The sequence below is a fragment of the Vibrio tubiashii ATCC 19109 genome (assembly GCF_000772105.1).
Lineage (GTDB): Bacteria > Pseudomonadota > Gammaproteobacteria > Enterobacterales > Vibrionaceae > Vibrio > Vibrio tubiashii.
Genome location: NZ_CP009355.1, coordinates 1295529 through 1315958 on the forward strand (window position 1 = coordinate 1295529; position 20430 = coordinate 1315958).

Genomic DNA, 20430 nt, shown 5'->3' on the forward strand with positions numbered 1-20430 from the left:
CATAAATTAGAAAATTAAAACCCCTCGACAGAGTTCGGGGGGCTTTTCGTCAGCCCAATCATTATAGACATTTTGGCAACAGTGAAATGACATTTGTGATGTTTATCACATTTATAAATTTAAGCATAATCTCTCCCGTACCAAGAACAGCGGTTCTTAATAAAAACATAATAAAAGCATTCAGAGGAATAAGATTATGAAAACAGCTATCACAACTCTAATTATTGCGGCATTAACATCTACAATGGCTTCAGCAATGCCAGCAAAAGATCAGTCTATCCGAATCAAAACATTCGAAAACCAAGCAGTCGTAACTGTTCTGGAAAATGGCTCTCCCGTTAGCGATGTAAAAGTGAAAGTGAAAGGCAACGGTACCCAATACTTCACCACAGGTGAGAAAGGTACGTTTATGGCAGCAAACTTACTTGACCATGGCCGTTCATTCACATTCGAGATTGAAGACGAGAATGGTGTCGCAGTACGTGAACAACGTTACTTAACATCGTTCTAAGTAAAAAAACATGGATGTCAAAAAGCCCGACGCTCAATCGGGCTTTTGCTTTATTCAAATCAAGATTTAAAATTACGCTCCCATACAGGTGGTGTCCCAATCACCTCTCGCGTAATTTCAATAAATGATGTCGCCAATATTGACTGTTTCCTATGCGTATAAATTGCGTGAATATCACCAAATGACGCCAAGGTATAATCGGGTAGCAGTTGAACGATACCTTGCTCTTCCATGTCTTCAGCCAGCATAAATTGAGCGATTTGAGCATATCCTATTGATGCTTTCACACTGGCAAGTATCAAATCCGCCTCATTGACCCGATAACTATACTTGATCGGATAAACAGACGTTTGTCCCGACTCACGATCGACAAACTGCAGTTTATCGACAACAAAGTGTTTGTTCGCATAAATCACACCAGGCAACTCAGCGAGCTCTTCAGGCGTTTCAGGCATCCCGTATTTTTCAACAAACTCTTTAGATGCAATGATTGCGGACTTGTTCTCGGTGAGATGGCGCGCAATCATCGAAGAGTCTCTCATTGGGCCAATTCGAAAAACAAGATCGAATCCTTCGCTGACCACATCCACCAGCTCATCACTAAGCAGTAACTCAACGGTTGCTTTCGGGAATCGTTGTAAAAAACACTCGACAACTTTTTGCAAATAGGCTCGACCAAACAAAACGGAGCTTGAAACCCGCAAATGCCCAGATGGTTCACTGTGATATGAATGGGTTATGTCTACGGTTTCTTCTAAAGCTTGGCTGACTTTTTCCGCTTGCTCGACCACCCTTTTACCCACACTTGTCAGTGACATCGAACGTGTAGTGCGGTTTATCAGTTTTACACCTAAGTGATCTTCAAGCTGCTTGATTTGCTTTGACAATACCGAGCGATCAACATTGAGTTTTTCGGCTGCTTTAGCGAATGAGCCTGTTCTCGATATTTCCAAAAGAAGGTTCAATCTACTCGCTAAATCCATTCACTTACCTTTATTACCGTAATCAATACTTTAGTCTAAACCATAGCAAGAACTAAAGTTAGCTCTTAGACGCCATAAACCGAGTACATTAAATGAAGATTTCGATTGCTCGTATTGCTTGGTACAAGTGAAAACCACCGACAATATTCATAAAAAACCTAGCCTGAAGCCCAAAACCGACTCCATTCGTTTTTATATCATTAACATTCTAGCTACATTACTGGTATGACCAGCAAGGAGCGAGTTCAATGTCAGACCAACCGAGAGTTACCTGCGACATAGATAACAATAAGATTGCCACTGTTTCACTTAACCGTAGCGATAAAATGAATGCGATTGATATGGAGATGTTTAACGCTGTAAAGCGCACCATTAAACAGCTCAAAAGCAATAGAGACATTAGGGCGGTCATTGTAAAAGCCAATGGTAACGATTTTTGCTCAGGGCTTGACGTTAAATCATTGATGCACGATAAAAAAGGCGCTATCAAACTGTTGTTTAAGTGGTGGCCAACCCGTGCAAATAATGCTCAGTATTTCTCTGTCGGTTGGCGCGACATCCCCTGCCCCGTCATCTTTGCTCTCCACGGTCGCTGTTGGGGTGGCGGCTTACAGTTAGCTAGCGGTGGAGATTTTAGAATTGCCCACCCAAAGACAAAGTTTTCGATTCTCGAAGGAAAATGGGGACTAATTCCCGATATGGGTGGTGCACTAGCATTTCGTGAGTTGATGCGCCAAGACCACACTTTAGAATTGGCGATGACAGCAAAAGAAATTGATGTGAACACGGCACAACAGTATGGTCTGGTCACGAAAATCTCAGATCAGCCTTATGATGAGGCCTATAAGCTTGCATTAGAATGTGCTAACCGCTCTCCGGATGCTATCGCAGCGACGAAGAAACTCTATCACAAGACCTGGTGGTCAAGCCCTGGTTGGGCGCTGTGCCTTGAAACCTGGTATCAAATTAAAGTGATGATTGGTAAAAACCGCGTTATTGCCGCTAAAAGAGAGATGCAATCCCAGCAAGAATCTCAAACTAAAACCGATTTCGCTCCGCGCCAATTTTAGCCACCACTTTCGCTCGTGTTAGGGTCATACCGGCCCTAATCTCGCTCAGCGTAATGAGTCACTTTATCCATTAAAGGCCAAGCGTTCCCAGTAAACGTTCAACCCATGTGATCTCGCCAAACGCGATAAAATCATAGATGGTAAAAAACACCGCGCAGATAATAGCGAGCTTTAGTAAACGAACGAAGATGAACATGATTAACCCTTTTAATGATAGGCAACAAAAAAGCCGCCTGAGGCGACTTAGGAGATTGGAATAAATACGCTTAAGACCTTTCGTCTTAGTGAATTGGCGTGTCTGTTTTTGCGTAAAACTTACCAAAGTACTCTTCAAGTACTTCTGGTGTTAGCTTGCCTTCCGCTTCAAGCTTTTTCAGCTCCGCAGCAATGGCTTTTTGCTCGTCTAACGATGGTAGTGCCACTTCAGGCTCACTGCCCATCTCTTGTGACATCTGCTCTAGCTCTTTTTCGAAATCACTCATGACTTCACTTACCCTATAAATAAAAACTGGGTCTAAGTTTACCGACTTAGACCCAGTAATGCCAGTTTCTGAAGAGGCTATAGCTTGAAGCTACCTACCATAGTATCTAGACGAGCAGACAGTTCTTTAAGCTCTGCACTTGCTGCTGCTAGCTCTTCTGCTGTACCCGTGGTGACTTCATTGATCGCATTGATCTCTTCAATATTCTGATTGATGGTATGAACCACGGTTGACTGTTCTTCCGTCGCGGTAGCAACTTGAGTATTACGATCTGAGATGTCGTGAATACGCTCTGAGATATTAACCAGAACCTCTACCGCCTCATCTGAAGCTGAAACACCTTCGCTCGTGACACTCTTACCTGCTTCCATAGCGGTTACCGCATCTTTCGCATCACTCTGCAATTGATTGATCATCTTCTGAATTTCTTCAGTCGAGTCTGCGGTACGGCTCGCTAGGTTACGAACTTCATCCGCCACCACTGCAAATCCGCGGCCTTGTTCACCCGCTCGCGCAGCCTCAATCGCAGCATTCAGTGCCAGTAAGTTAGTTTGCTCTGAGATATCACGAATAACATCCAAGATAGAACCAATCTCTTGAGTTGTTGAAGCTAACTGCTCGACAACTTGGCCTGTATTCTCGATATCAAGCGCAAGACGGCTAATCGCATCTTTAGCTTGATTCACGACATTTTGACCCACTTCAGTATTATCTGATGCTTGGTTTGCTGTCTCGGCAGCTGTCGCAGCGTTGCTCGCGATCTCACTGATCGTTGCACCCATTTCGTTGATAGCCGTTACTACTTGGATAGTTTGGTCACGCTGAATCTGACTGTTGTCATGGGTGGTATTCGCTTTGCTCGATACACCATCCGCAGCAGATTGAAGGGCATTACTTGTCGAGGCGACTTCTTTCATCGAATCATGAATTTTCTCAATAAAGCCATTAAAGCCTTCTGAAAGCTGACCAATTTCATCTGTGCCTTTTATTTCAATGCGTTGTGACAAGTCACCATCACCTTTACCTAAGTCTGCAAATCGTGATGCGATCTCTCGGATAGGGCGTGCAATGCTATTCGCGAGGAAGATACCCATGAAGATGAAAAGACCGGCAACGATGATGGTGGTAAACATCATTTGCTTTGCAACAGCATTCAGATCAGCAAAGACCTCATCGACTGGGACAACGCCAACCACAAACCAATCCATAGAAGGGACATAGGTACTAGCAACAAACACGTTTTGCCCCTCATAGTCGGTACTAATCAGGTTAAAGCTTGATTTACCCAATAGCGTTGATGATTCACCACCAAAAAGTTTTGCTAACGTCGATTTTGATTTACTACTGTCACGATGAATCTGCACAGTTCCTTGAGCGTCAGATAGAAATACAAATCCAGTATCTTCAATCTTAAAGCCGTTCAAGAGTCCAACCATGTCGTCCATAGACTTAGACAAACCAGACATCGACATACCATTTAACACTTGGTAGTTCGTGAACATTTTCACATCACCATTTGCCTCTTGGAAAATACTGACCGAAGTCTCATTGCCTGATTGCGTAAAGCCAAAGAACCAACCATCTTGCTGTTGATTCAACTGACGTAAGAATCCATTCTGGTTCCAATAGTAAGCAGTATCTCTATTGGCGACCGACGCGTCGTTTAGGTCATATTGGGAACGCACATTGTTCAGTTGCTTAATCAAACGAGCTTCGTCTTCAGGAGCGATATTTGTGGTGTTTATCGCTTCTTTAATAAACTCATTGTTGGCAAGTTGCTTAGCGGCCAGTAATAGTTGGCTAACCTCGTTATCAATCTGGCTACTGATCTGTTCGAGCATTGAAGGCAGCTCAATATCAATCAGTCGGTGCTCAAGTACTTCGCGAGCTTGGCGCTGAGCCATCACTCCAACAATAATGGTCGATGCTAAAACAGCGAAGGTGATCCCTGCGACCACTTTCTGTTTTATGCTAATTGAGTTCAATTTCATTATACCTGCCTTAAAAAGCAATTGTTTATTGATAGATTGGCAAAGCGCTTACGAAAAGAGCTATGACTCCAATTAGCTTAGTATATCGGCTAATTGACAATTTTCTTTACGAATTAATCACCAGATGAATAGTTTTTATTCACCCTCTAAAAACAGTTCATGCGAGGTAAGATTTCAATATTGAAAAGTTGGATTTGAGAATTTCGTCCCCATATTTTAACTAACTGAAATTAAGGAATTTGTTTAAGTTCAATCAAACTACGTTGATGGCATTTTCATCAACCAGATAAATTACCTTTATCTCCAGTGGAACTTTTTAATCTCGCGAGCTACTAAGTGAAAAAATGAGGAGAAACAAGATCATGAATTCACACGCTCTACAACAATTGCGCGAATACCTAAATAGCCAAATCATTGGTCAGAGCGAACTGGTGAACCAACTGCTTGTTGCATTGCTCGCTGACGGTCATATTTTAGTCGAAGGTCCTCCTGGATTAGCAAAAACGCGCGCGGTTAAATCCTTAGCAGATTGCATCGAAGGCGATTTCCATCGAATCCAGTTTACACCCGACCTACTTCCAGCAGATCTGACCGGAACCGACATCTTTCGCCCAGAAACTGGCGAGTTTACCTTTCAATCCGGGCCTATTTTTAACTCATTGGTCTTAGCTGATGAGATCAACCGTGCTCCTGCAAAAGTTCAAGCGGCCATGCTTGAAGCAATGGCTGAGAAACAAATTACAGCCGGTCGCAATACCTACAAACTTCCAGAGCTGTTTTTGGTTATGGCGACACAAAACCCAATAGAGCAAGAAGGTACTTACCCTCTACCAGAAGCTCAATTAGACAGATTCTTAATCCACCTAGATGTAAGCTACCCTGACGCCGAGAGTGAGTTAGAGATTCTGCGCCTGAATAGAGGTGAAGCGAAAGGCGATTTGGGCATTACACCTCCAACCCTTTCTCAAGCCGACATCTTTGCAGCCCGCCAATCGGTGCTAGACATTCATATGGCAGAATCGATCGAGCAATATATCATTCGTTTGGTTATGGCAACCCGAAACCCGAGCCAGTACGATGATTCATTGAATCAGTGGCTTGAGATGGGAGTCAGCCCACGCGCAACGATTGCTCTCGACCGCTGCGCTCGCGCTCACGCTTGGTTAAACGGTCGAGACTTTGTCTCACCTGAAGATGTACAAGCTATGGCGTTTCCCGTTTTGCGTCATAGGCTGTTACTCAGCTATCAAGCGCAAGCGGAAGGTATTCACCCGAATCAAGTCATCAATAAGTTACTCTCGCTCGTTGGTAGTGCTTAGGCTCGTGGATATGCAAAATGCTTTGCCTCCCTATAGCGATGGCGTAGACCTAACACTGGATGAGTTGCTTTACTACAAGCAGCAATGTGTTAAATGGCTCCCACCTGCCAAGAGTTTATGGTCACAGATGCTTGGTCAACACCAAAGCAGACAGCTAGGCCGCGGTATGGATTTTAGCGAGGTGCGTCAATATCAAGCAGGCGACGATATTCGTGCTATCGATTGGCGCGTCACTGCTCGTACCGGAAAGCCGCATACTAAGCTGTTTTCTGAAGAGCGTGAAAAGCCAATCATGCTCTATCTCGACTTATCCGCCTCTATGTTATTTGGTTCTACCTTAATGCTGAAGTCTGTGCAGATGGCTCATATGGCAAGTTTGATCGCTTGGCTTAGTGTCGCTCAGCAAGACAGGATTGGCGCGGTGATCGATACGGGGCACCAACTCATTGAGCTCAAACCAACGTCGCGAAATAAAGGGGCGCTGGCTTTAACTCAGTCTCTGGTGAATTTGCATCAACAACGGTTATCTGTAAAAAAAGAGTCAGATTATGATGTGAGTCATGCCTTGCAATCGCTCGCGCGTGTTTGCCCTAAAGGTAGCGAGATCATACTCTTGAGCGATTTTTCTCGATTCACCCAAACTCATGAGTCCAAACTTAGCCGCCTAAGCCAGCACAATCGCGTTCGAATGATTCAGATTTATGACCCGCTAGAACGAGGGCAAACCGCTTATCGTGGCACTGAGCAAGTCTCCAATAAGCAACAAACTCGCTGGCTTGATTTTTCTTCTAACAAGACACGCCTCGGCATAGAACAGGCGTTCGAACAGCAGCAGACTCAACTACAACACATGGCCCTAAGGATGGGCATCAGTTTCTCTTCGCTCTCTAGCGATGCTGCTTTGACTCAACAATTACATGGATTTTAACTATGAGCTCTGAGACTCAAACATCACTTTTACCTTTAAACCCTATGCATTTACCGGAGCCACCAGCGTGGTTACCACTCGCTTGGGGATGGTGGGCTCTGATTGGTGGCATGCTAACGCTAACCTTAGCAACTTGGTTGATAATTAGATGGAACAAAAAACGCCTAGCGCCTAAGAAGACTGCCTTACGTCTGCTCGCTCAAGATCAAAAACCATCTGAAGCAATTGAGTTGGTTAGACAAGCCGCACTGTGTTACTTCCCTCGAGAAGAGATTGCCCAGTTAACTGGGAAAGATTGGTATCTGTTTCTCGACAGCCAATTGGCCACTCCGCGTTTCAGCGACAACTATGAAGCCTGGCAGCAAGCATTGTATAGCAAGCAACCTATTGCAAATTCTGCAGAGTTGATACTGGATTGCAGTGAATGGGTAAGCCAAGCATTACCACCGAAGAAAAGAAGGGGTCACTCACGTGGCTAATATTAGCTTCGTCTGGTGGTGGGCATTTTTGCTCTTGCCATTACCACTATTGATTTACTTTTTGGTGCCAGCGACGAAATCAACAGCACCAATCCAACTGCCCTATCTACCAGCGTCAGCAAGCAATACTGTCCCAAACAATCGCTTGCCTAAGCTGCTCACTTGTTTGGTATGGCTTACTCTTGTTACGGCATTCGCGCGACCTGTATGGTACGGTGAACCCGTTACGACATCGCCAAAGCACAGAGATCTTATGCTGGTACTTGATCTTTCATACTCTATGAGTCAAAAGGATATGAAAGATGGTCAAGGCGACTATATTGACCGCCTAAGCGCGGTTAAACATGTAGTGAGTGAGTTTGCCAAGCAGCGCAAGGGAGACCGACTTGGCGTGGTGCTCTTTGCTGACCATGCATACCTACAAACCCCTTTAACGCTTGACCGTAATACCATTTCTGAGCAGGTAAACTCGTTAGTATTAAGACTTATCGGCGACAAAACTGCGATTGGCGAAGGTATCGGATTAGCAACAAAAACGTTTATCGACAGCGATGCCCCGCAAAGAGTGATGGTTTTGCTCAGCGATGGTAGCAACACATCGGGTGTACTTGACCCCATTGAAGCCGCACAAATTGCTAAAAAATATAACGCGACTATCTACACCATAGGCGTTGGAGCTGGAGAGATGATGGTCAAAGAGTTCTTTATGACTCGTAAAGTAAACACGGCCCAAGACCTTGATGAGAAAACCCTCAAGGAAATTGCCAACATCACCGGAGGCCAATACTTCCGAGCTCGCAATGCAGAAGAGTTGGCAACCATCTACGACACGATAAACCACCTAGAACCAGTCACTACTGCAACTCAAACTTGGCGACCGCAAACGGAGTGGTTTAGTCTGCCCCTGACCATAGCCCTGTTGGCCTTTTCTCTACTACTCATCATCAGGAGGAATCATGTCTAGCTTTCTTTTCCTCTACCCTATGTGGTTGCTCGCTCTAGTGCCTTGGATAGGCATTGTTGTCTGGCTGTTTAAACGAAATCGTTCGCAAACTCTTATTGCTCCGCACTTAGCCAAAGCGATAGGCATCCAAGCTAAACATGTAAGCAGACTGACGCTAAACACTATTGCCATCAGTGGATTTATTGCCATTGTTGCACTCGCAGGACCAAGTTTTAGTAAGCAAGAACGACCAAGTTTTGCTAACACGACGGCTCGCGTTGTCGTGATGGATATGTCGATGTCGATGTATGCGACAGACATTAAGCCAAATCGACTAACCCAAGCAAGATATAAAGTATCTGACCTACTTGCCAGTTGGCAGGAAGGCAGCACTGGATTGGTCGCCTATGCAGGTGACGCTTATCGCATTAGCCCTATGACTAGCGACTCAAAAACTATCGCAAACCTGATCCCGAACCTTGCACCTGAACTTATGCCCTACCCCGGTGCGAATGCTGCATCGGGAGTAAAACTTGCGATTGAGATGATGACCAATATTGGCCTAGCCAAAGGCGATATTGTTCTCGTTGCGGATGACATCGACGACAAAGAACGCAGCGAAGTGGAAAACCTGCTACAAAACTCTTCTTGGCGCTTGGTTGTTCTAGGTATCGGCTCGCGCGCGGGCGCTCCTATCAAACTTGAAGACGGTACATTGATGACGAAAGACAATGGTCAGCCGGTAGTGGCAAATTCTAACTTTGACAATATGAGAGCGCTTGCCAACTCGACCAATGGTTATTTCGTTCCAATTCAAATTACCAATCAAGATGTTGAGAAGATCTCGCAAATCACATCGCACATCGACTCAACAGGCAGCGTAAGCAAAGAACAAACGATTACTGACCAAGTCAACCAAGGGTATTGGCTTTTACCTCTGCTGATTGTTCCCGCTCTATTGATGTTCCGCAAAGGGCTATTTTTTAGTGCAACATTATTGTTAATGCCATTCCTGTCTCCTAAGCCTGTTATGGCAAACCCTTGGCTTAATGATGACCAACAAGCTATGCAGTATTTTCAGAACAAAGAGTACGGCAAGGCTGCTGAGCTATTTAGTCAACCAGATTGGAAAGGGATAGCAAAGTACCAAGCACAAGATTTTGCAGGTGCTATTGAGTCTTTAAAAGAGACGACAAGTGCGGAAGGACGCTATAACTTGGCAAATGCCTATGCACAAAACCGCCAGTTTGAGAAAGCTGTTGAGCTCTACCAATCGATTCTTCAACAAGACCCGAACAACCAAGACGCTAAGCACAATCTTGATGTCGTGCGCCAAGCGCAGCAACAGCAACAGCAACAGCAACAGCAACAGCAACAGCAACAGCAACAGCAACAGCAACAGCAACAGCAACAGCAACAGCAACAGCAACAGCAACAGCAACAGCAACAAGGTGATTCGAGCGACAATCAGAGTCAACAAAAAAATGACTCTCAGCAGTCACAATCTTCCAATCAAGAAAACGCTCAATCAAGTGATGACAGTTCGGATGATGCGCAATCCGAGGCGAAGCAGCAATCTAATGAGGGAAAGGAGTCCGAACAAAACAAACCCTCTAAGCAAGGTTCAGATGAGCGGTCTAAAGACTCTGAGCAGAAATCGGAACATAAGAGCGACTCATCGAGTCTGAATGAGCAGTTTAGTGATGAATCGCAATCGCAGCAGCCTGAGTCATCCGCTTTAACATCAACCGATGACAATCAGCAACCTATTGAACCTGAGCTTAGAAAACTACAGCAAGTAGAAAGCGCACGCGATCCAAGCCGCCTATTGCGCGCGCAAATGATTCTTCAAGCTCAACAAAAACAGCCTCCACAAGATACAGGTAAGAAATGGTAATGAACAAGCAAAATAGACTGACTGTTGCCCTATTTGCTCTGCTAGTCACTTTAGTCAGCCCGCTGGCTTTGGCAACTAACGTGTTGGCCACGGTAAGTAAAAACAAAGTGGTCAAGAATGAAGTGTTTCAACTTCGCATTGTGGTGGATAAAAAGGTGTCATCGGACGCGCTAGATTTTAGCTCGCTTGAGCAAGATTTTTATCTAGGTCGCCCGAGTTTTGGTAGTTCAGTTAATATCATTAACGGCGATCGTTCTACTCGAAGTGAATGGAACATAACGCTCGCGCCCCAGCGTCTCGGTGTTGCAACTATCCCCGCTTTCACTCTAGATGGCGCATCTTCAAAACCAATTGAAATCCAAGTATCTGTAGATAGTAACGAGCCCAAAATTAGCGACTTGATTGAGGTACAAAGCCAGTTGAGCAAGTCTCAGCTCTACCCAAATGAAAGCGCGACACTGACAACGAGATTAATCGTTAAAGCGGATCCTCGTCGTCTACAGAATCCAAGTGTTATTCCGCCAAAGGCACAAGGGATTTCGCTTGTAGCGCTAGGCGAGCCAAAACAGTACCAAAGTGTGCTAGACGGCGTTGAAGTGACGGTATTGGATCAAAGTTATCGCGTCACTGCCGATGCTGCCGGAGAGTTCACGTTGAGTGGAATCGGATTTAAAGGCAGCGTAGTTTATGGCGACGACCGCACTGGGACCACTAAACTGGTATCCGCCAATACCCCTGCCAAACAGTTCACAATTAAGGTAAAGCCAATCCCCGCTGATTACAAAGGTAAATGGCTTCCTGCAGCATCACTTTCACTGTCGCAGCAATGGCAAGATTCAAATGGCGATCAAATTGATCCTTTTACCAAGTACTCAACTCGCGTTGGAGAGTCCATCACTCGTGAAATAAACCTTGATATTCAAGGTCTAGCCGCTGAGCGTTTTCCTGAAATTAAGGTGAATTACCCACGCTCTGTTAGGGTGTATCAAGAGAAGCCAAAGTTCAGTGAATTATCGAATGGCGTTACACGCATGACCATCAAGCAAGTTATTATCGCCGAGCAAGAAGGTGAGGTTAAGCTTAACGATATCAAGCTAAACTGGTGGAACAGCAACGACAGTTCTGCCCAAGAGTCCGTTTTGAGCGGATTAAGTCTTGATGTCGCCCCGGCTTCTGCACTGAATAATGAGCCAATCAGTTCACCTGCTACGCCTCAACCAACAACCAAAACCCTTACGCTTTATGATGCCGGTTACTGGCCTTATCTCACTGCGACTTTTGCTGTTTTGTGGTTAGCGACTTTTGTGCTTTTACTTAGAAAGCGTCAAAAGTCACCTCAAATTAATACTCAAGTGCCGCAAACAAGCACTACAGCAGATAGGCTTATTAACGCTCTAAAAGCAGATGACAAAGTCAAAGCCAGCTTTTTAGTGAGAACTTGGTTAGATGAGCACTCCTTTATCAGCTCTGATCTTAAGCAGAAGATAGATAAACAAGTCGCTGAGATGAACCAAAGTCAATACTCAAACTCTAGTCAAAACTGGCAATCAAGCGAGCTTATCGCGCTGATAAAACAAGCAAAAAAACGAACTGGTTCAAGTCGACATAAAGACCAGCTGCCACCTTTATAATTGATTCAAACGTAAAAAAGCCGCTTAACCAAGCGGCTTTCTATTAAAGACAAATATTTTTCAGCAAGCTAAATTAGAACTTGTATTTTAGACCGATATTAAAAGCAGTCGTGTCGTATTTGAATTCTTGATCTTCAATTTTCTTCTTGCCGTAGCCGTACATACCGTACTCTGCTGTCATGGCGATTTGTGGAGTGAAGTTCACTTCTACACCTGCTGCGTATTGTAGGCTAACATCATCAAATTTGTTTTCAGCCTTGTCAGATTGAGTCTGGTACGTAGCCGTAACATCTACTTTGTATGGAGAAGAACCAACACCTGCAAGAGCGTACACACTAAACATATCTGTAATCGGAAGAGTACCTTTACCAAATACTGCATATGAAGTTTGCGGTTTACCTTCAATTTCTAGTACCCCACCTTTGTAACCTTGTGTTGTTGTTTCAGATGAAGAAGGAATACCTAAACGACCTTCTACTGCGAAATACTGGTTAAAATCATATCCCGCAACAAGATTCAGCGTAGCTGCTGAATACTTTCCACCAACCATATTTTGGAAGTCTTGTGGTGCGGCACTAGGCACCTTTAAGTCGAAGTTACCCATTTGGAAGTTACCGCCAACGTACAGACCTTCATGAGCTTGTACTGCTGTTGCTGAAAGAGCTAGTGCTACTGCTGCTACAGAAAGAACCTTTTTCATTTTCATTACCTTCTAAGTATTAAATAAAAGTTATCAATAGTTAGCGTTCCCTCGCCTTAGTTCGATGTCGCACTATAGAGACATTTAAATCTTTGTCAAACTAAAAAACGGTGTTTTATTAAAATAATCATCGAAAAAAGCAAACGATAAACCCGACAAATTATTAGCGTTAAAACTCTAAAAATCACACTAAACAATGTCCAAAAACAGAATTTGGCCGCATTTTCCACGGAAATTGGAGGGTTTAATATCGAAAAAATATAAGAAATGAAGGATAGAAATGGAAAGGTGTAGTTATTTATCAGTGAGCACGATACTATAAGCTTTGAGAATGATTCACATCAAACCAATTAAAAAAATGAAACACAAATGGTATTACAAGGTACCTAACTCGAACGCTCATGATTGGAAGAATGGATAATTCTCAAGCAAGTCAGTAACCATATACTGTGATTGTATGCTTTGAGTTGTTCCGAACATTAAGAGGTTAGCTGATGCTTTCAAGTGTGGAGACTGTTCCAGCAACCTGATTACGTCCTTTGTTTTTAGCCTCGTACAGTGATCGGTCTGCCGAATGGTAAAGCTTATCGAAGCTAAACTCGCTTTGATTGAGCTCCATGACCGAGTAACCGATAGAGACTGTGAGTGACTTGTGTACCGTACTTTGCTCATGAGCGATGTTTTCTTGCTCAATTCTATCGCGAATGCTCTCTGACAGGCGGTGAACTTTTTCCGGCTCATGGCTGGAAACTAATAACGCAAACTCCTCTCCACCAATACGGCAGAACACTTCTCGCTCCGATTGAGCGTAACTTTGCAAGATACTACCTATCCGCATCAAAGCAATATCGCCCTGCATATGACCATACTGATTGTTGTACAGGCCAAAGTGGTCGATATCGACAAGGATCAAACCGTAGTAATTGGGTTTATCACAGCATTCAAAACAGATCTCTTCTAGCAATGACTCCAACATTCGACGGTTGCCCAGTCGCGTCAGCGGGTCAAGCTTGGCCATCCTTTCGAGCTGCTCATTGGCTTTCTGTAACTCTCTAGTTCGCGCTTTTACCTCTCGCTCAAGGTTGTCATTAAGCTCGTGGATGGCCTCTTGCGCTCGCGTTCGCAGCAGTACTTCAGTTAAGTTGGAAGAGAACATGCGAATCACTTCCCGCAACTGGTGAGTCAAAGGAGAACGCTTGATCAGATTGTCAGCCGCGATAAAAGCGATAGGTTCACCACTGTTATTGACTAGCATTGTCATCGCAGTCCAGCCGAAACCAACAATATGAAAATCGTGATAAATAGGCACTGATTCTTCAAATACCACTTCATTTGGATTGGTTTGAGCCGCTTTGACAATTGAGCGATCTACAGTTTCAGACCGGTAGTAAGATTCATCAACGATATTACCGCGAATGTCTGTTCCCCAAGTACCTTGCATATGAGTGCAATCTTTGTCTGTGAGAAACACGGCAAAGCGATCGATTCCTAAACGATTAATGGCGAACGTCACCGCCGACTTACAAACTTCACTCACTGTCATGCAACGAGAGAGCTCAACCATGCTGGCATGGAGCATACGTACGTTTTGCTCTTGACGTTTGCGAATGTAAATCTGTGAGAGTAAAGAGCCAAACGACTCTAGCATTTGGCGCTGATAGGAAGTGATAGGAGTACGGTTGATGTAGTTGTCCATCGCAATCCAGCCAATGGTTTCATCACCATCACGTAAGATAAGCATTCCATTCCAACCTTGCCCCACGACACTTCCCGCCGTATATAAAGGCGCTTCCTCTACGATGACTAGATTCTCTTTACCTTCAAGTAAGGCATCAATGTAGGTTTCCTCAAGCTGATGGAGATCATACTGGGTATGATGCTCACTGACGGTTTTGCCCTCTTCATCCGTCCCATAAGTGCCACTAAAGCAACGCTTTTTGATGTCGAGCAGCATAAACACCGCTCGGTCGAATCCTAACTTGTCCCGGATGACTTCTACCGCTAAACGATACAGTTCATCTAAATTGGCTGGATTGGAAATCTCTACCGCCACCTCTTGTACAAGCTTCATGTTGTCGATAAACAACTCTCGCTGCTTAATCACATCTAAATACTTCGCTTCTTTGATATCACGTTGCTTAAACTCTTTGGCGGCTTCAGTCTCTGCACGTACACATTGCCAACGTGATGCGATGACTTGTAAGGAATCTAAATGAAGCGTTTGGTTAAGTTCATTAAGCCTTTCGACTTTTAGGCCTTCAATGATGAGATAGGTGCGCATTTCTGGATGGTTATCGAGCATAAAGACATAGCTGTCTTTGTCCATTATCTCGGTGTATTCCCACTGACAAGTGTTCATGGCTAAAGGAATCAGACCATCTGAAGTATCAAACTGAGATACCCATGCCCAAAATGTTTCCGGATAGGAGGCAATCGTAGTTGGTATGCCACGTTTAAATAGGAATTTCTGACCGGATTCACTAGATCGCTCTGCAAACACACCAATGCTTTCAGGCTCGACCAACTCGTCCAAATATTGAAACAAGGAGTTAGCCAGAAACCGTTGATTTCTAGCCGACAAAATATCTTTGAGAAGCACTCGTGGAAGCATAACCCTAGCCTGAATATATTATTATTGCTATACGGATAAAACGTATCAGCTAGGGGTAGGCAATCAATTATATTTGCAGGCGGTTGTTAAGTGACTCGCAAATAGCTCCAACCAAGTTATCCAACTATGATACCTACTGCATTTTGTATGATCTTGTTTCCATAAATTTCATTTTCGTTACAGCCCAACTTTCGGGTAATAGTTTGAAATGATGAGATGCCAAGCCTATACGATGTGATTTACACTAGTAAAAGATGAAAGGAAAAGGACGATTCTTTTGGCAAAATGGCTTTACATACTGGGCGTTAGCCTGTGCTTTCCAGCATTTGCTGAGGTTGACTTAGTTAAGGTCGATAAGTCGAAAAGACGGATGTACTTAATCGACAATAATCAAGTCGTTAAGGAGTTTCGTATTGCTCTTGGCAAGCGTCCTAAAGGGCACAAAATTCATGAAGGTGATCAACGCACACCTGAAGGTCGATACTACCTAGACTTCATCATTGAAGACTCCGAGTTTCACCGCTCTATCCATATCAGTTATCCAAATGCGAGAGATATCGCCTATGCGAGCTCGTTGAGCTTAGACCCAGGTGGCAACATTAAGATTCATGGTTTAAAAAATGGAGAAACTCGTCCAGCCAACTATGTGCAAAGTTTTGACTGGACAGATGGCTGCATTGCTATTAGCAATCAAGAAATGGACGAATTACTAAAACTGGTCGCTCCTGGCACACCCATTGAGATTTCTTGGTAAAGCTAAGCCTACTCGGCGCGCTGAGCTTTTTCTCTGGTCACCCACCAGCACATCAAAGATCCGATAGTGACCATCACCACACCTTGTAGGAAACTCTGGGTCAGTACTAGTCCAAGAATAAAGGACGAAATCACCGTTGAGAGAACTGGTGTGAAATAAGAGAGCGTCGCAAGCAACACCATATTTCCACCAATAATGGCATAATTCCAAAGCGCATAACCGCTCCCCATGGCGATTCCTGAAATCAGTAGCAACCCACCTGATTCAAGATTAAGCGTCATTCCTGTCTCACTGCTTAACACATACTTAATCCACAGCGTTATCGCCGTCATGATGAAGAACAACGTAATGGCATTCTGCCCGTTCGAAATACGCTTGGTTAAATTACAGTAGATTGCCCATAAAAACGCGCCAACAAAGGCCATAGTATAGGTTGCTGGGTTAGTCGCCACATTCGCCGCAATTTGGGCCATTGAAAGACCTTGATCGCCAGTGATACTCCAAGCAACCCCAAAGAAAGCCAGAGCAATACTTGGGTACACCCAAACACTGGTTTTCTTACCGCTTGTTATCACCGCCAGTAGAACGGTCAACGCAGGCCATAAATAGTTAATCACCAACATTTCAATGGCTTGTTGGCGCGAGTTAGCCATTGCCAGTGCTAACGCGAGACAAATCTCATAAGCAACAAACAATCCGCCACCAATCAGCACATAACGCAACGAGTAGTTACGTACTTTCGGTACACCCATCACCATGATGAGAAATAGTGACGCGACCGTATAGATCGATGCAGCCCCGCCAATTGGACCTAGCATTTCAGTCACCGCTCTAGCAAAGCCCATCACACTACTCCAAAGAAGAATAGCGGCAACGCCAGCGATGGTGAATTTATGAGAACTGTTGAACATTTTGATTTTCTCAAACAAAAAAGCCGAGCTTAGCGCTCGGCTTAAGCAGCAAAACGGGATTTAGATAATTTCCCAACTGTGCGTCATTTCAATGCCTTTACCTAGCATTAGACACACAGAGCAATATTTCTCTAAAGAGTCAGCAGCAACCTTTGCCACCACTTCTGGAGAAAGGTTTTCGCCCGACACTTCAAAATGAATATTCACTTGTGTGAAGATTCGCGGTGCTGTTTCACGGCGCTCTGTGGTCAGTTTTGCGTTACAGGCAGTCACTACTTGACCCGCTTCTTTTAGGCCATCGACAACATCAACTGAACTACAGCCACCCGCTGCCATCAAAACCATTTCCATCGGGCTAGGAGCAGTAGCACCGCCATTGCCATCCATCACGATAGAATGCCCTGATTGCGATTGTCCTAGAAACTTGAATTCTTCAATCCACTTTACTTCCGCTTGCATCTGATTCTCTCTATTTCTTTTTCGCAAAGTTCTTCTTGTCTGTCGGAAATACCACGCCTGTTTGGCGACGAATTTCTTCGAGCAGTTTGGCTACAATTAACGAACGTTGAGTGCAGCTTGAATTCGTTGATTGTTGCTTGAATTGGGAAGCAAATTCAAGTGCTTCGTAATACATTGGGTTAAGCTCTTGTTTAACGCTAAGATCAATACCAATGTCACTACCACGGGTAAACTTAGTCAGCTTCTTCGCGGTTGATATCATTTCCATCAACAATACCCCTTCTTCACCTTGAATCTCACTTGGCAAATAAGAGTCACTCGTTTTCGAGTGCTGAAGAACCACTTCAAACCCATCGTATTCGAGAACAACGCTGCCACTGCCATCAACACCAGAATCAAGAAGCTGAGCGGCAGCTTTAACGGATTTCGGCTCGCCAAACAGCTCAACCGCAGAACTTAAACAGTAAAAGCCAATATCCATAATTGATCCATTGGCAAATTCTGGATTAAACGTATTTGGATTTTCTCCCGCCAAGTACTTTGGATAGCGCGACGAGAATTGGCAGTAAGTGATAAAACCTTTGCGGATCTGACCAATCGAAGACAGCTCATCCTTCAAGCGTTTGAAGTTAGGGATATGCGCTGACATAAAGGCTTCGAATAACAACACATTGTTCTCTTCAGCCACTTTAAACATCTGCTTAGCCAAAGCGAGATTCGATGCCATTGGTTTTTCGACAATCACATGTTTTCCCGCTTTCATCATTTGTATGGCTTGCGGCCCATGTAAGATATTAGGGCTCGCAATATAAACCGCATCAAATAGAGGCGATGCGGCCAATAGATCTAAATCATCAAACAAAGCAGGCGAAGCGTACTTTTCTGCAAATCGCTCTGCACTCTCTAACGAACGCGAATACACCGCGCTTAGTTGGTATTGACCTGTTTTTAAAGCAGCCTCAACAAATTGGTCGGTAATCCAGTTGGTACCAATGATAGCCAGTCTTATCATTCTTAATTCTCCTTTTACGACACTTTGCCAACATGAATACCCAATCTAGACCTATCACATCGAGTTTAAATTTCGAAGCGTTGGCCGTTGTTGTACAGGGAATTAAACCGTCAGAATAACGCGCACAGCAAGCAAAATTAAAACAGCACCTGACAGTCGGTCTATTAGCAAAGCTTTTGAGCGGATTTTATCAATTAATCGCGGACTGGAAAGCAAAAATGTAATCAGGGTGTACCATAAACCATCTACGACTAGCGGAGTCAAGACAATCAAGCCTTTAGCAGCAACGCTATCACCCACAGCGACAAACTGACTAAACAAGGCGATAAAGAAAAGTGCGATCTTTGGGCTAAGCAAAGAAATTAAAAAACCTTCTTTGGCAGACTGCCAGATACTCGTCTGCTCACCGGATTCAAGCCTTGCTGCTACACCGCCTTTCGAGCGCAAAGCATTGTAACCAAGATAAGCCAAATAAGCGGCACCGGCATAGCTAATGGTTTTAAACAGCAAAGGAGATTGCTGCAGCACCACCGCCAAACCAATTAAGGTGATAAACGCATAAATACCAATACCGATTGCATGTGCCCAAGCCGCGGCTAAACCATTTAGTCGCCCTCCGGCGAGGCTATGTTTTGCAACCATCGCAAGGCTCGGCCCAGGAGACATGGCTCCGAGAATACAAATAGTGAATAGAGACAACCATACCGTGAACGTCATACCAGAATCCTTTAAATCATATGTTTCATTACTAGTGAATAACAGCCACGTTAAAGCATGCGGATAATGAATTGAAATCAAAGTTAATCATGACAATCATGATATCAAATCATACCAACGGAGTATGGTGAAGTTTGCATCGCATGAAGCACTTTTTCTCGCATCCATTGATGCGCCTTATCTTGATCGTATTTCGGGTGCCACATTAGCCAATAGAGATGAGCTTCAGTGTCAAAAGGCAAAGGCTTGTATACGAGCTGGGCTTCTTTGGCTAAATTTCGCGCAATGTGTTCTGGCACAACCATAAGATAATCACTACTGTGTAATGCATTAACCGCTGCTGAGAAGAACGGCACCTTGAGCGCAATCCGGCGACGAAATCCGAGCTTATTCAGAGCAATATCTGCATTGGAGTCTTTGTCTCCTCCCCCCGTTACTTTCAAATGAGGATAAGAGACTAACTCTTCACAAGACATACTCGTTGCGGCACTAAGAGGATGCGTAGCACTCATCAAACAGACAGACTTGTCTTGTCCTATTTTTACACTACTCAGGTTTTCTGGCTTCTCTGCCAACATGGTTGAAGCCAAGTGAATGCCCGTTGATTCAAACTGGGTTAGAAAGTCGGGCTGCCATAATCGATAGGCAATATTGACTTTAGGCGCTTGCTCGACAACAACTGACACCACATCAGGTACTATGTATTGAGCGACATAATCACTGGAAGATAGCACAAACTCTTGCTGCCAAATTTGAGGGTCAAATGGCTTATCGGCAAGCAAGGCGTCAAACTCGCCAAGTAGCTCGCACAGTTTATCTTTCATCTCAAGCGCGCGGGGCGTAGGTATTAGTTGGTTCCCATCTCTAACCAATAATGGGTCACCACATATTTCTCGTAGCTGTGATAGCTGCCTGCTCATGGCAGACTGAGTGACATGCAGACGCTCTGCCGCTCGACTAACATGGCACTCTTCGAGCAATACATGCAAAGAGCGCAACAAATTAAGGTTAAGATTGTTCAGCATCATTTTG

General features: G+C 44.3%; 20 protein-coding genes. 9 read left to right on the top strand and 11 right to left on the bottom strand.

The features are described 5' to 3' along the window. Positions 1 to 196 precede the first annotated feature (196 nt). Positions 197 to 511, top strand: coding sequence for a hypothetical protein (locus IX91_RS21020; RefSeq protein WP_004745476.1), 315 nt, complete (start codon positions 197 to 199; stop codon positions 509 to 511). Positions 512 to 570: 59 nt separating this feature from the next. Here IX91_RS21020 and IX91_RS21025 read toward each other — a convergent pair whose 3' ends face one another. After that, positions 571 to 1494 carry a LysR family transcriptional regulator gene (locus IX91_RS21025; protein ID WP_004745477.1) on the bottom strand — a complete coding sequence of 308 codons (924 nt, stop codon included), beginning with the start codon at positions 1492 to 1494 and terminating at the stop codon, positions 571 to 573. Between the two features lie 248 nt (positions 1495 to 1742). Between IX91_RS21025 and IX91_RS21030 the strand changes: the two genes are divergently transcribed. Further along, positions 1743 to 2564, top strand: a complete 822-nt coding sequence (locus tag IX91_RS21030) for a crotonase/enoyl-CoA hydratase family protein (protein ID WP_004745478.1) — start codon at positions 1743 to 1745, stop codon at positions 2562 to 2564. Positions 2565 to 2634: 70 nt separating this feature from the next. Here the strand turns inward: IX91_RS21030 and IX91_RS26965 are convergent, their stop codons facing one another. From IX91_RS26965 to IX91_RS21045, 3 genes are all read right to left on the bottom strand, one after another. Beyond that, on the bottom strand, positions 2635 to 2760 hold the full coding sequence (locus IX91_RS26965; protein WP_004745479.1) for a hypothetical protein: 126 nt from the start codon (positions 2758 to 2760) through the stop codon (positions 2635 to 2637). Positions 2761 to 2845: 85 nt separating this feature from the next. Next, positions 2846 to 3046: a hypothetical protein gene (locus IX91_RS21040; RefSeq protein WP_004745480.1), complete on the bottom strand. Its 201-nt coding sequence runs from the start codon at positions 3044 to 3046 to the stop codon at positions 2846 to 2848. Positions 3047 to 3123: 77 nt separating this feature from the next. Continuing rightward, positions 3124 to 5037: a methyl-accepting chemotaxis protein gene (locus IX91_RS21045; protein ID WP_004745481.1), complete on the bottom strand. Its 1914-nt coding sequence runs from the start codon at positions 5035 to 5037 to the stop codon at positions 3124 to 3126. A gap of 362 nt (positions 5038 to 5399) precedes the next feature. On the opposite strand from IX91_RS21045, the gene IX91_RS21050 reads away from it, so the two are divergent. Genes IX91_RS21050 through IX91_RS21075 form a run of 6 tightly spaced genes read left to right on the top strand, consistent with a single transcriptional unit; the run spans position 5400 to position 12234 of the window. Continuing rightward, a complete protein-coding gene (locus IX91_RS21050) occupies positions 5400 to 6356 on the top strand; it encodes an AAA family ATPase (RefSeq protein WP_004745482.1) in 957 nt (318 codons plus the stop codon). A gap of 10 nt (positions 6357 to 6366) precedes the next feature. Further along, entirely contained in the window at positions 6367 to 7284 is a 918-nt protein-coding gene (locus tag IX91_RS21055) for a DUF58 domain-containing protein (protein ID WP_004745483.1), read from the top strand. Between the two features lie 2 nt (positions 7285 to 7286). Continuing rightward, positions 7287 to 7763 (top strand): DUF4381 domain-containing protein, encoded by a 477-nt coding sequence (locus tag IX91_RS21060; protein WP_004745484.1) that lies wholly within the window; start codon positions 7287 to 7289, stop codon positions 7761 to 7763. Then, entirely contained in the window at positions 7756 to 8727 is a 972-nt protein-coding gene (locus IX91_RS21065; RefSeq protein ID WP_004745485.1) for a vWA domain-containing protein, read from the top strand. The genes IX91_RS21060 and IX91_RS21065 overlap by 8 nt, the downstream gene beginning before the upstream one ends. Beyond that, the gene (locus IX91_RS21070; protein WP_041944796.1) at positions 8720 to 10603 is read left to right on the top strand and encodes a vWA domain-containing protein; all 1884 of its coding nucleotides are present in this window, start codon (positions 8720 to 8722) and stop codon (positions 10601 to 10603) included. Before IX91_RS21065 ends, IX91_RS21070 begins: the two co-directional genes overlap by 8 nt. After that, positions 10603 to 12234: a BatD family protein gene (locus IX91_RS21075; RefSeq protein ID WP_004745128.1), complete on the top strand. Its 1632-nt coding sequence runs from the start codon at positions 10603 to 10605 to the stop codon at positions 12232 to 12234. Before IX91_RS21070 ends, IX91_RS21075 begins: the two co-directional genes overlap by 1 nt. A gap of 73 nt (positions 12235 to 12307) precedes the next feature. On the opposite strand, the gene IX91_RS21080 is transcribed toward IX91_RS21075, so the two are convergent. Together IX91_RS21080 and IX91_RS21085 are read right to left on the bottom strand one after the other, a co-directional pair. Next, a complete protein-coding gene (locus tag IX91_RS21080; RefSeq protein WP_004745123.1) occupies positions 12308 to 12934 on the bottom strand; it encodes a porin family protein in 627 nt (208 codons plus the stop codon). A gap of 487 nt (positions 12935 to 13421) precedes the next feature. Then, a complete protein-coding gene (locus IX91_RS21085; protein WP_004745121.1) occupies positions 13422 to 15545 on the bottom strand; it encodes a sensor domain-containing diguanylate cyclase in 2124 nt (707 codons plus the stop codon). Between the two features lie 277 nt (positions 15546 to 15822). Between IX91_RS21085 and IX91_RS21090 the strand changes: the two genes are divergently transcribed. Beyond that, positions 15823 to 16299 carry a L,D-transpeptidase family protein gene (locus tag IX91_RS21090; protein ID WP_004745120.1) on the top strand — a complete coding sequence of 159 codons (477 nt, stop codon included), beginning with the start codon at positions 15823 to 15825 and terminating at the stop codon, positions 16297 to 16299. Between the two features lie 8 nt (positions 16300 to 16307). On the opposite strand, the gene yddG is transcribed toward IX91_RS21090, so the two are convergent. The 5 genes from yddG to IX91_RS21115 form a co-directional block, all read right to left on the bottom strand. Beyond that, a complete protein-coding gene (gene yddG / locus IX91_RS21095) occupies positions 16308 to 17210 on the bottom strand; it encodes an aromatic amino acid DMT transporter YddG (protein ID WP_004745118.1) in 903 nt (300 codons plus the stop codon). Between the two features lie 60 nt (positions 17211 to 17270). Then, complete coding sequence (locus IX91_RS21100) at positions 17271 to 17669, bottom strand: OsmC family protein (protein WP_004745116.1); 399 nt, start codon at positions 17667 to 17669, stop codon at positions 17271 to 17273. Positions 17670 to 17679: 10 nt separating this feature from the next. Beyond that, a complete protein-coding gene (locus IX91_RS21105; protein ID WP_004745115.1) occupies positions 17680 to 18681 on the bottom strand; it encodes a Gfo/Idh/MocA family protein in 1002 nt (333 codons plus the stop codon). A gap of 102 nt (positions 18682 to 18783) precedes the next feature. Next, complete coding sequence (locus IX91_RS21110) at positions 18784 to 19398, bottom strand: LysE family translocator (RefSeq protein WP_004745114.1); 615 nt, start codon at positions 19396 to 19398, stop codon at positions 18784 to 18786. A gap of 104 nt (positions 19399 to 19502) precedes the next feature. After that, positions 19503 to 20423 (bottom strand): LysR family transcriptional regulator, encoded by a 921-nt coding sequence (locus IX91_RS21115; protein WP_038197770.1) that lies wholly within the window; start codon positions 20421 to 20423, stop codon positions 19503 to 19505. Positions 20424 to 20430: the final 7 nt, after the last annotated feature.

Bases quoted from the DNA above. Each gene is read 5' to 3' on its own strand.
- IX91_RS21020 (WP_004745476.1), top strand. From the start codon at position 197: ATGAAAACAGCTATCACAACTCTAATTATTGCGGCATTAACATCTACA.
- IX91_RS21025 (WP_004745477.1), bottom strand. From the start codon at position 1,494: ATGGATTTAGCGAGTAGATTGAACCTTCTTTTGGAAATATCGAGAACA.
- IX91_RS21030 (WP_004745478.1), top strand. From the start codon at position 1,743: ATGTCAGACCAACCGAGAGTTACCTGCGACATAGATAACAATAAGATT.
- IX91_RS26965 (WP_004745479.1), bottom strand. From the start codon at position 2,760: ATGTTCATCTTCGTTCGTTTACTAAAGCTCGCTATTATCTGCGCGGTG.
- IX91_RS21040 (WP_004745480.1), bottom strand. From the start codon at position 3,046: ATGAGTGATTTCGAAAAAGAGCTAGAGCAGATGTCACAAGAGATGGGC.
- IX91_RS21045 (WP_004745481.1), bottom strand. From the start codon at position 5,037: ATGAAATTGAACTCAATTAGCATAAAACAGAAAGTGGTCGCAGGGATC.
- IX91_RS21050 (WP_004745482.1), top strand. From the start codon at position 5,400: ATGAATTCACACGCTCTACAACAATTGCGCGAATACCTAAATAGCCAA.
- IX91_RS21055 (WP_004745483.1), top strand. From the start codon at position 6,367: ATGCAAAATGCTTTGCCTCCCTATAGCGATGGCGTAGACCTAACACTG.
- IX91_RS21060 (WP_004745484.1), top strand. From the start codon at position 7,287: ATGAGCTCTGAGACTCAAACATCACTTTTACCTTTAAACCCTATGCAT.
- IX91_RS21070 (WP_041944796.1), top strand. From the start codon at position 8,720: ATGTCTAGCTTTCTTTTCCTCTACCCTATGTGGTTGCTCGCTCTAGTG.
- IX91_RS21075 (WP_004745128.1), top strand. From the start codon at position 10,603: ATGAACAAGCAAAATAGACTGACTGTTGCCCTATTTGCTCTGCTAGTC.
- IX91_RS21080 (WP_004745123.1), bottom strand. From the start codon at position 12,934: ATGAAAAAGGTTCTTTCTGTAGCAGCAGTAGCACTAGCTCTTTCAGCA.
- IX91_RS21085 (WP_004745121.1), bottom strand. From the start codon at position 15,545: ATGCTTCCACGAGTGCTTCTCAAAGATATTTTGTCGGCTAGAAATCAA.
- yddG (WP_004745118.1), bottom strand. From the start codon at position 17,210: ATGTTCAACAGTTCTCATAAATTCACCATCGCTGGCGTTGCCGCTATT.
- IX91_RS21100 (WP_004745116.1), bottom strand. From the start codon at position 17,669: ATGCAAGCGGAAGTAAAGTGGATTGAAGAATTCAAGTTTCTAGGACAA.
- IX91_RS21105 (WP_004745115.1), bottom strand. From the start codon at position 18,681: ATGATAAGACTGGCTATCATTGGTACCAACTGGATTACCGACCAATTT.
- IX91_RS21110 (WP_004745114.1), bottom strand. From the start codon at position 19,398: ATGACGTTCACGGTATGGTTGTCTCTATTCACTATTTGTATTCTCGGA.
- IX91_RS21115 (WP_038197770.1), bottom strand. From the start codon at position 20,423: ATGCTGAACAATCTTAACCTTAATTTGTTGCGCTCTTTGCATGTATTG.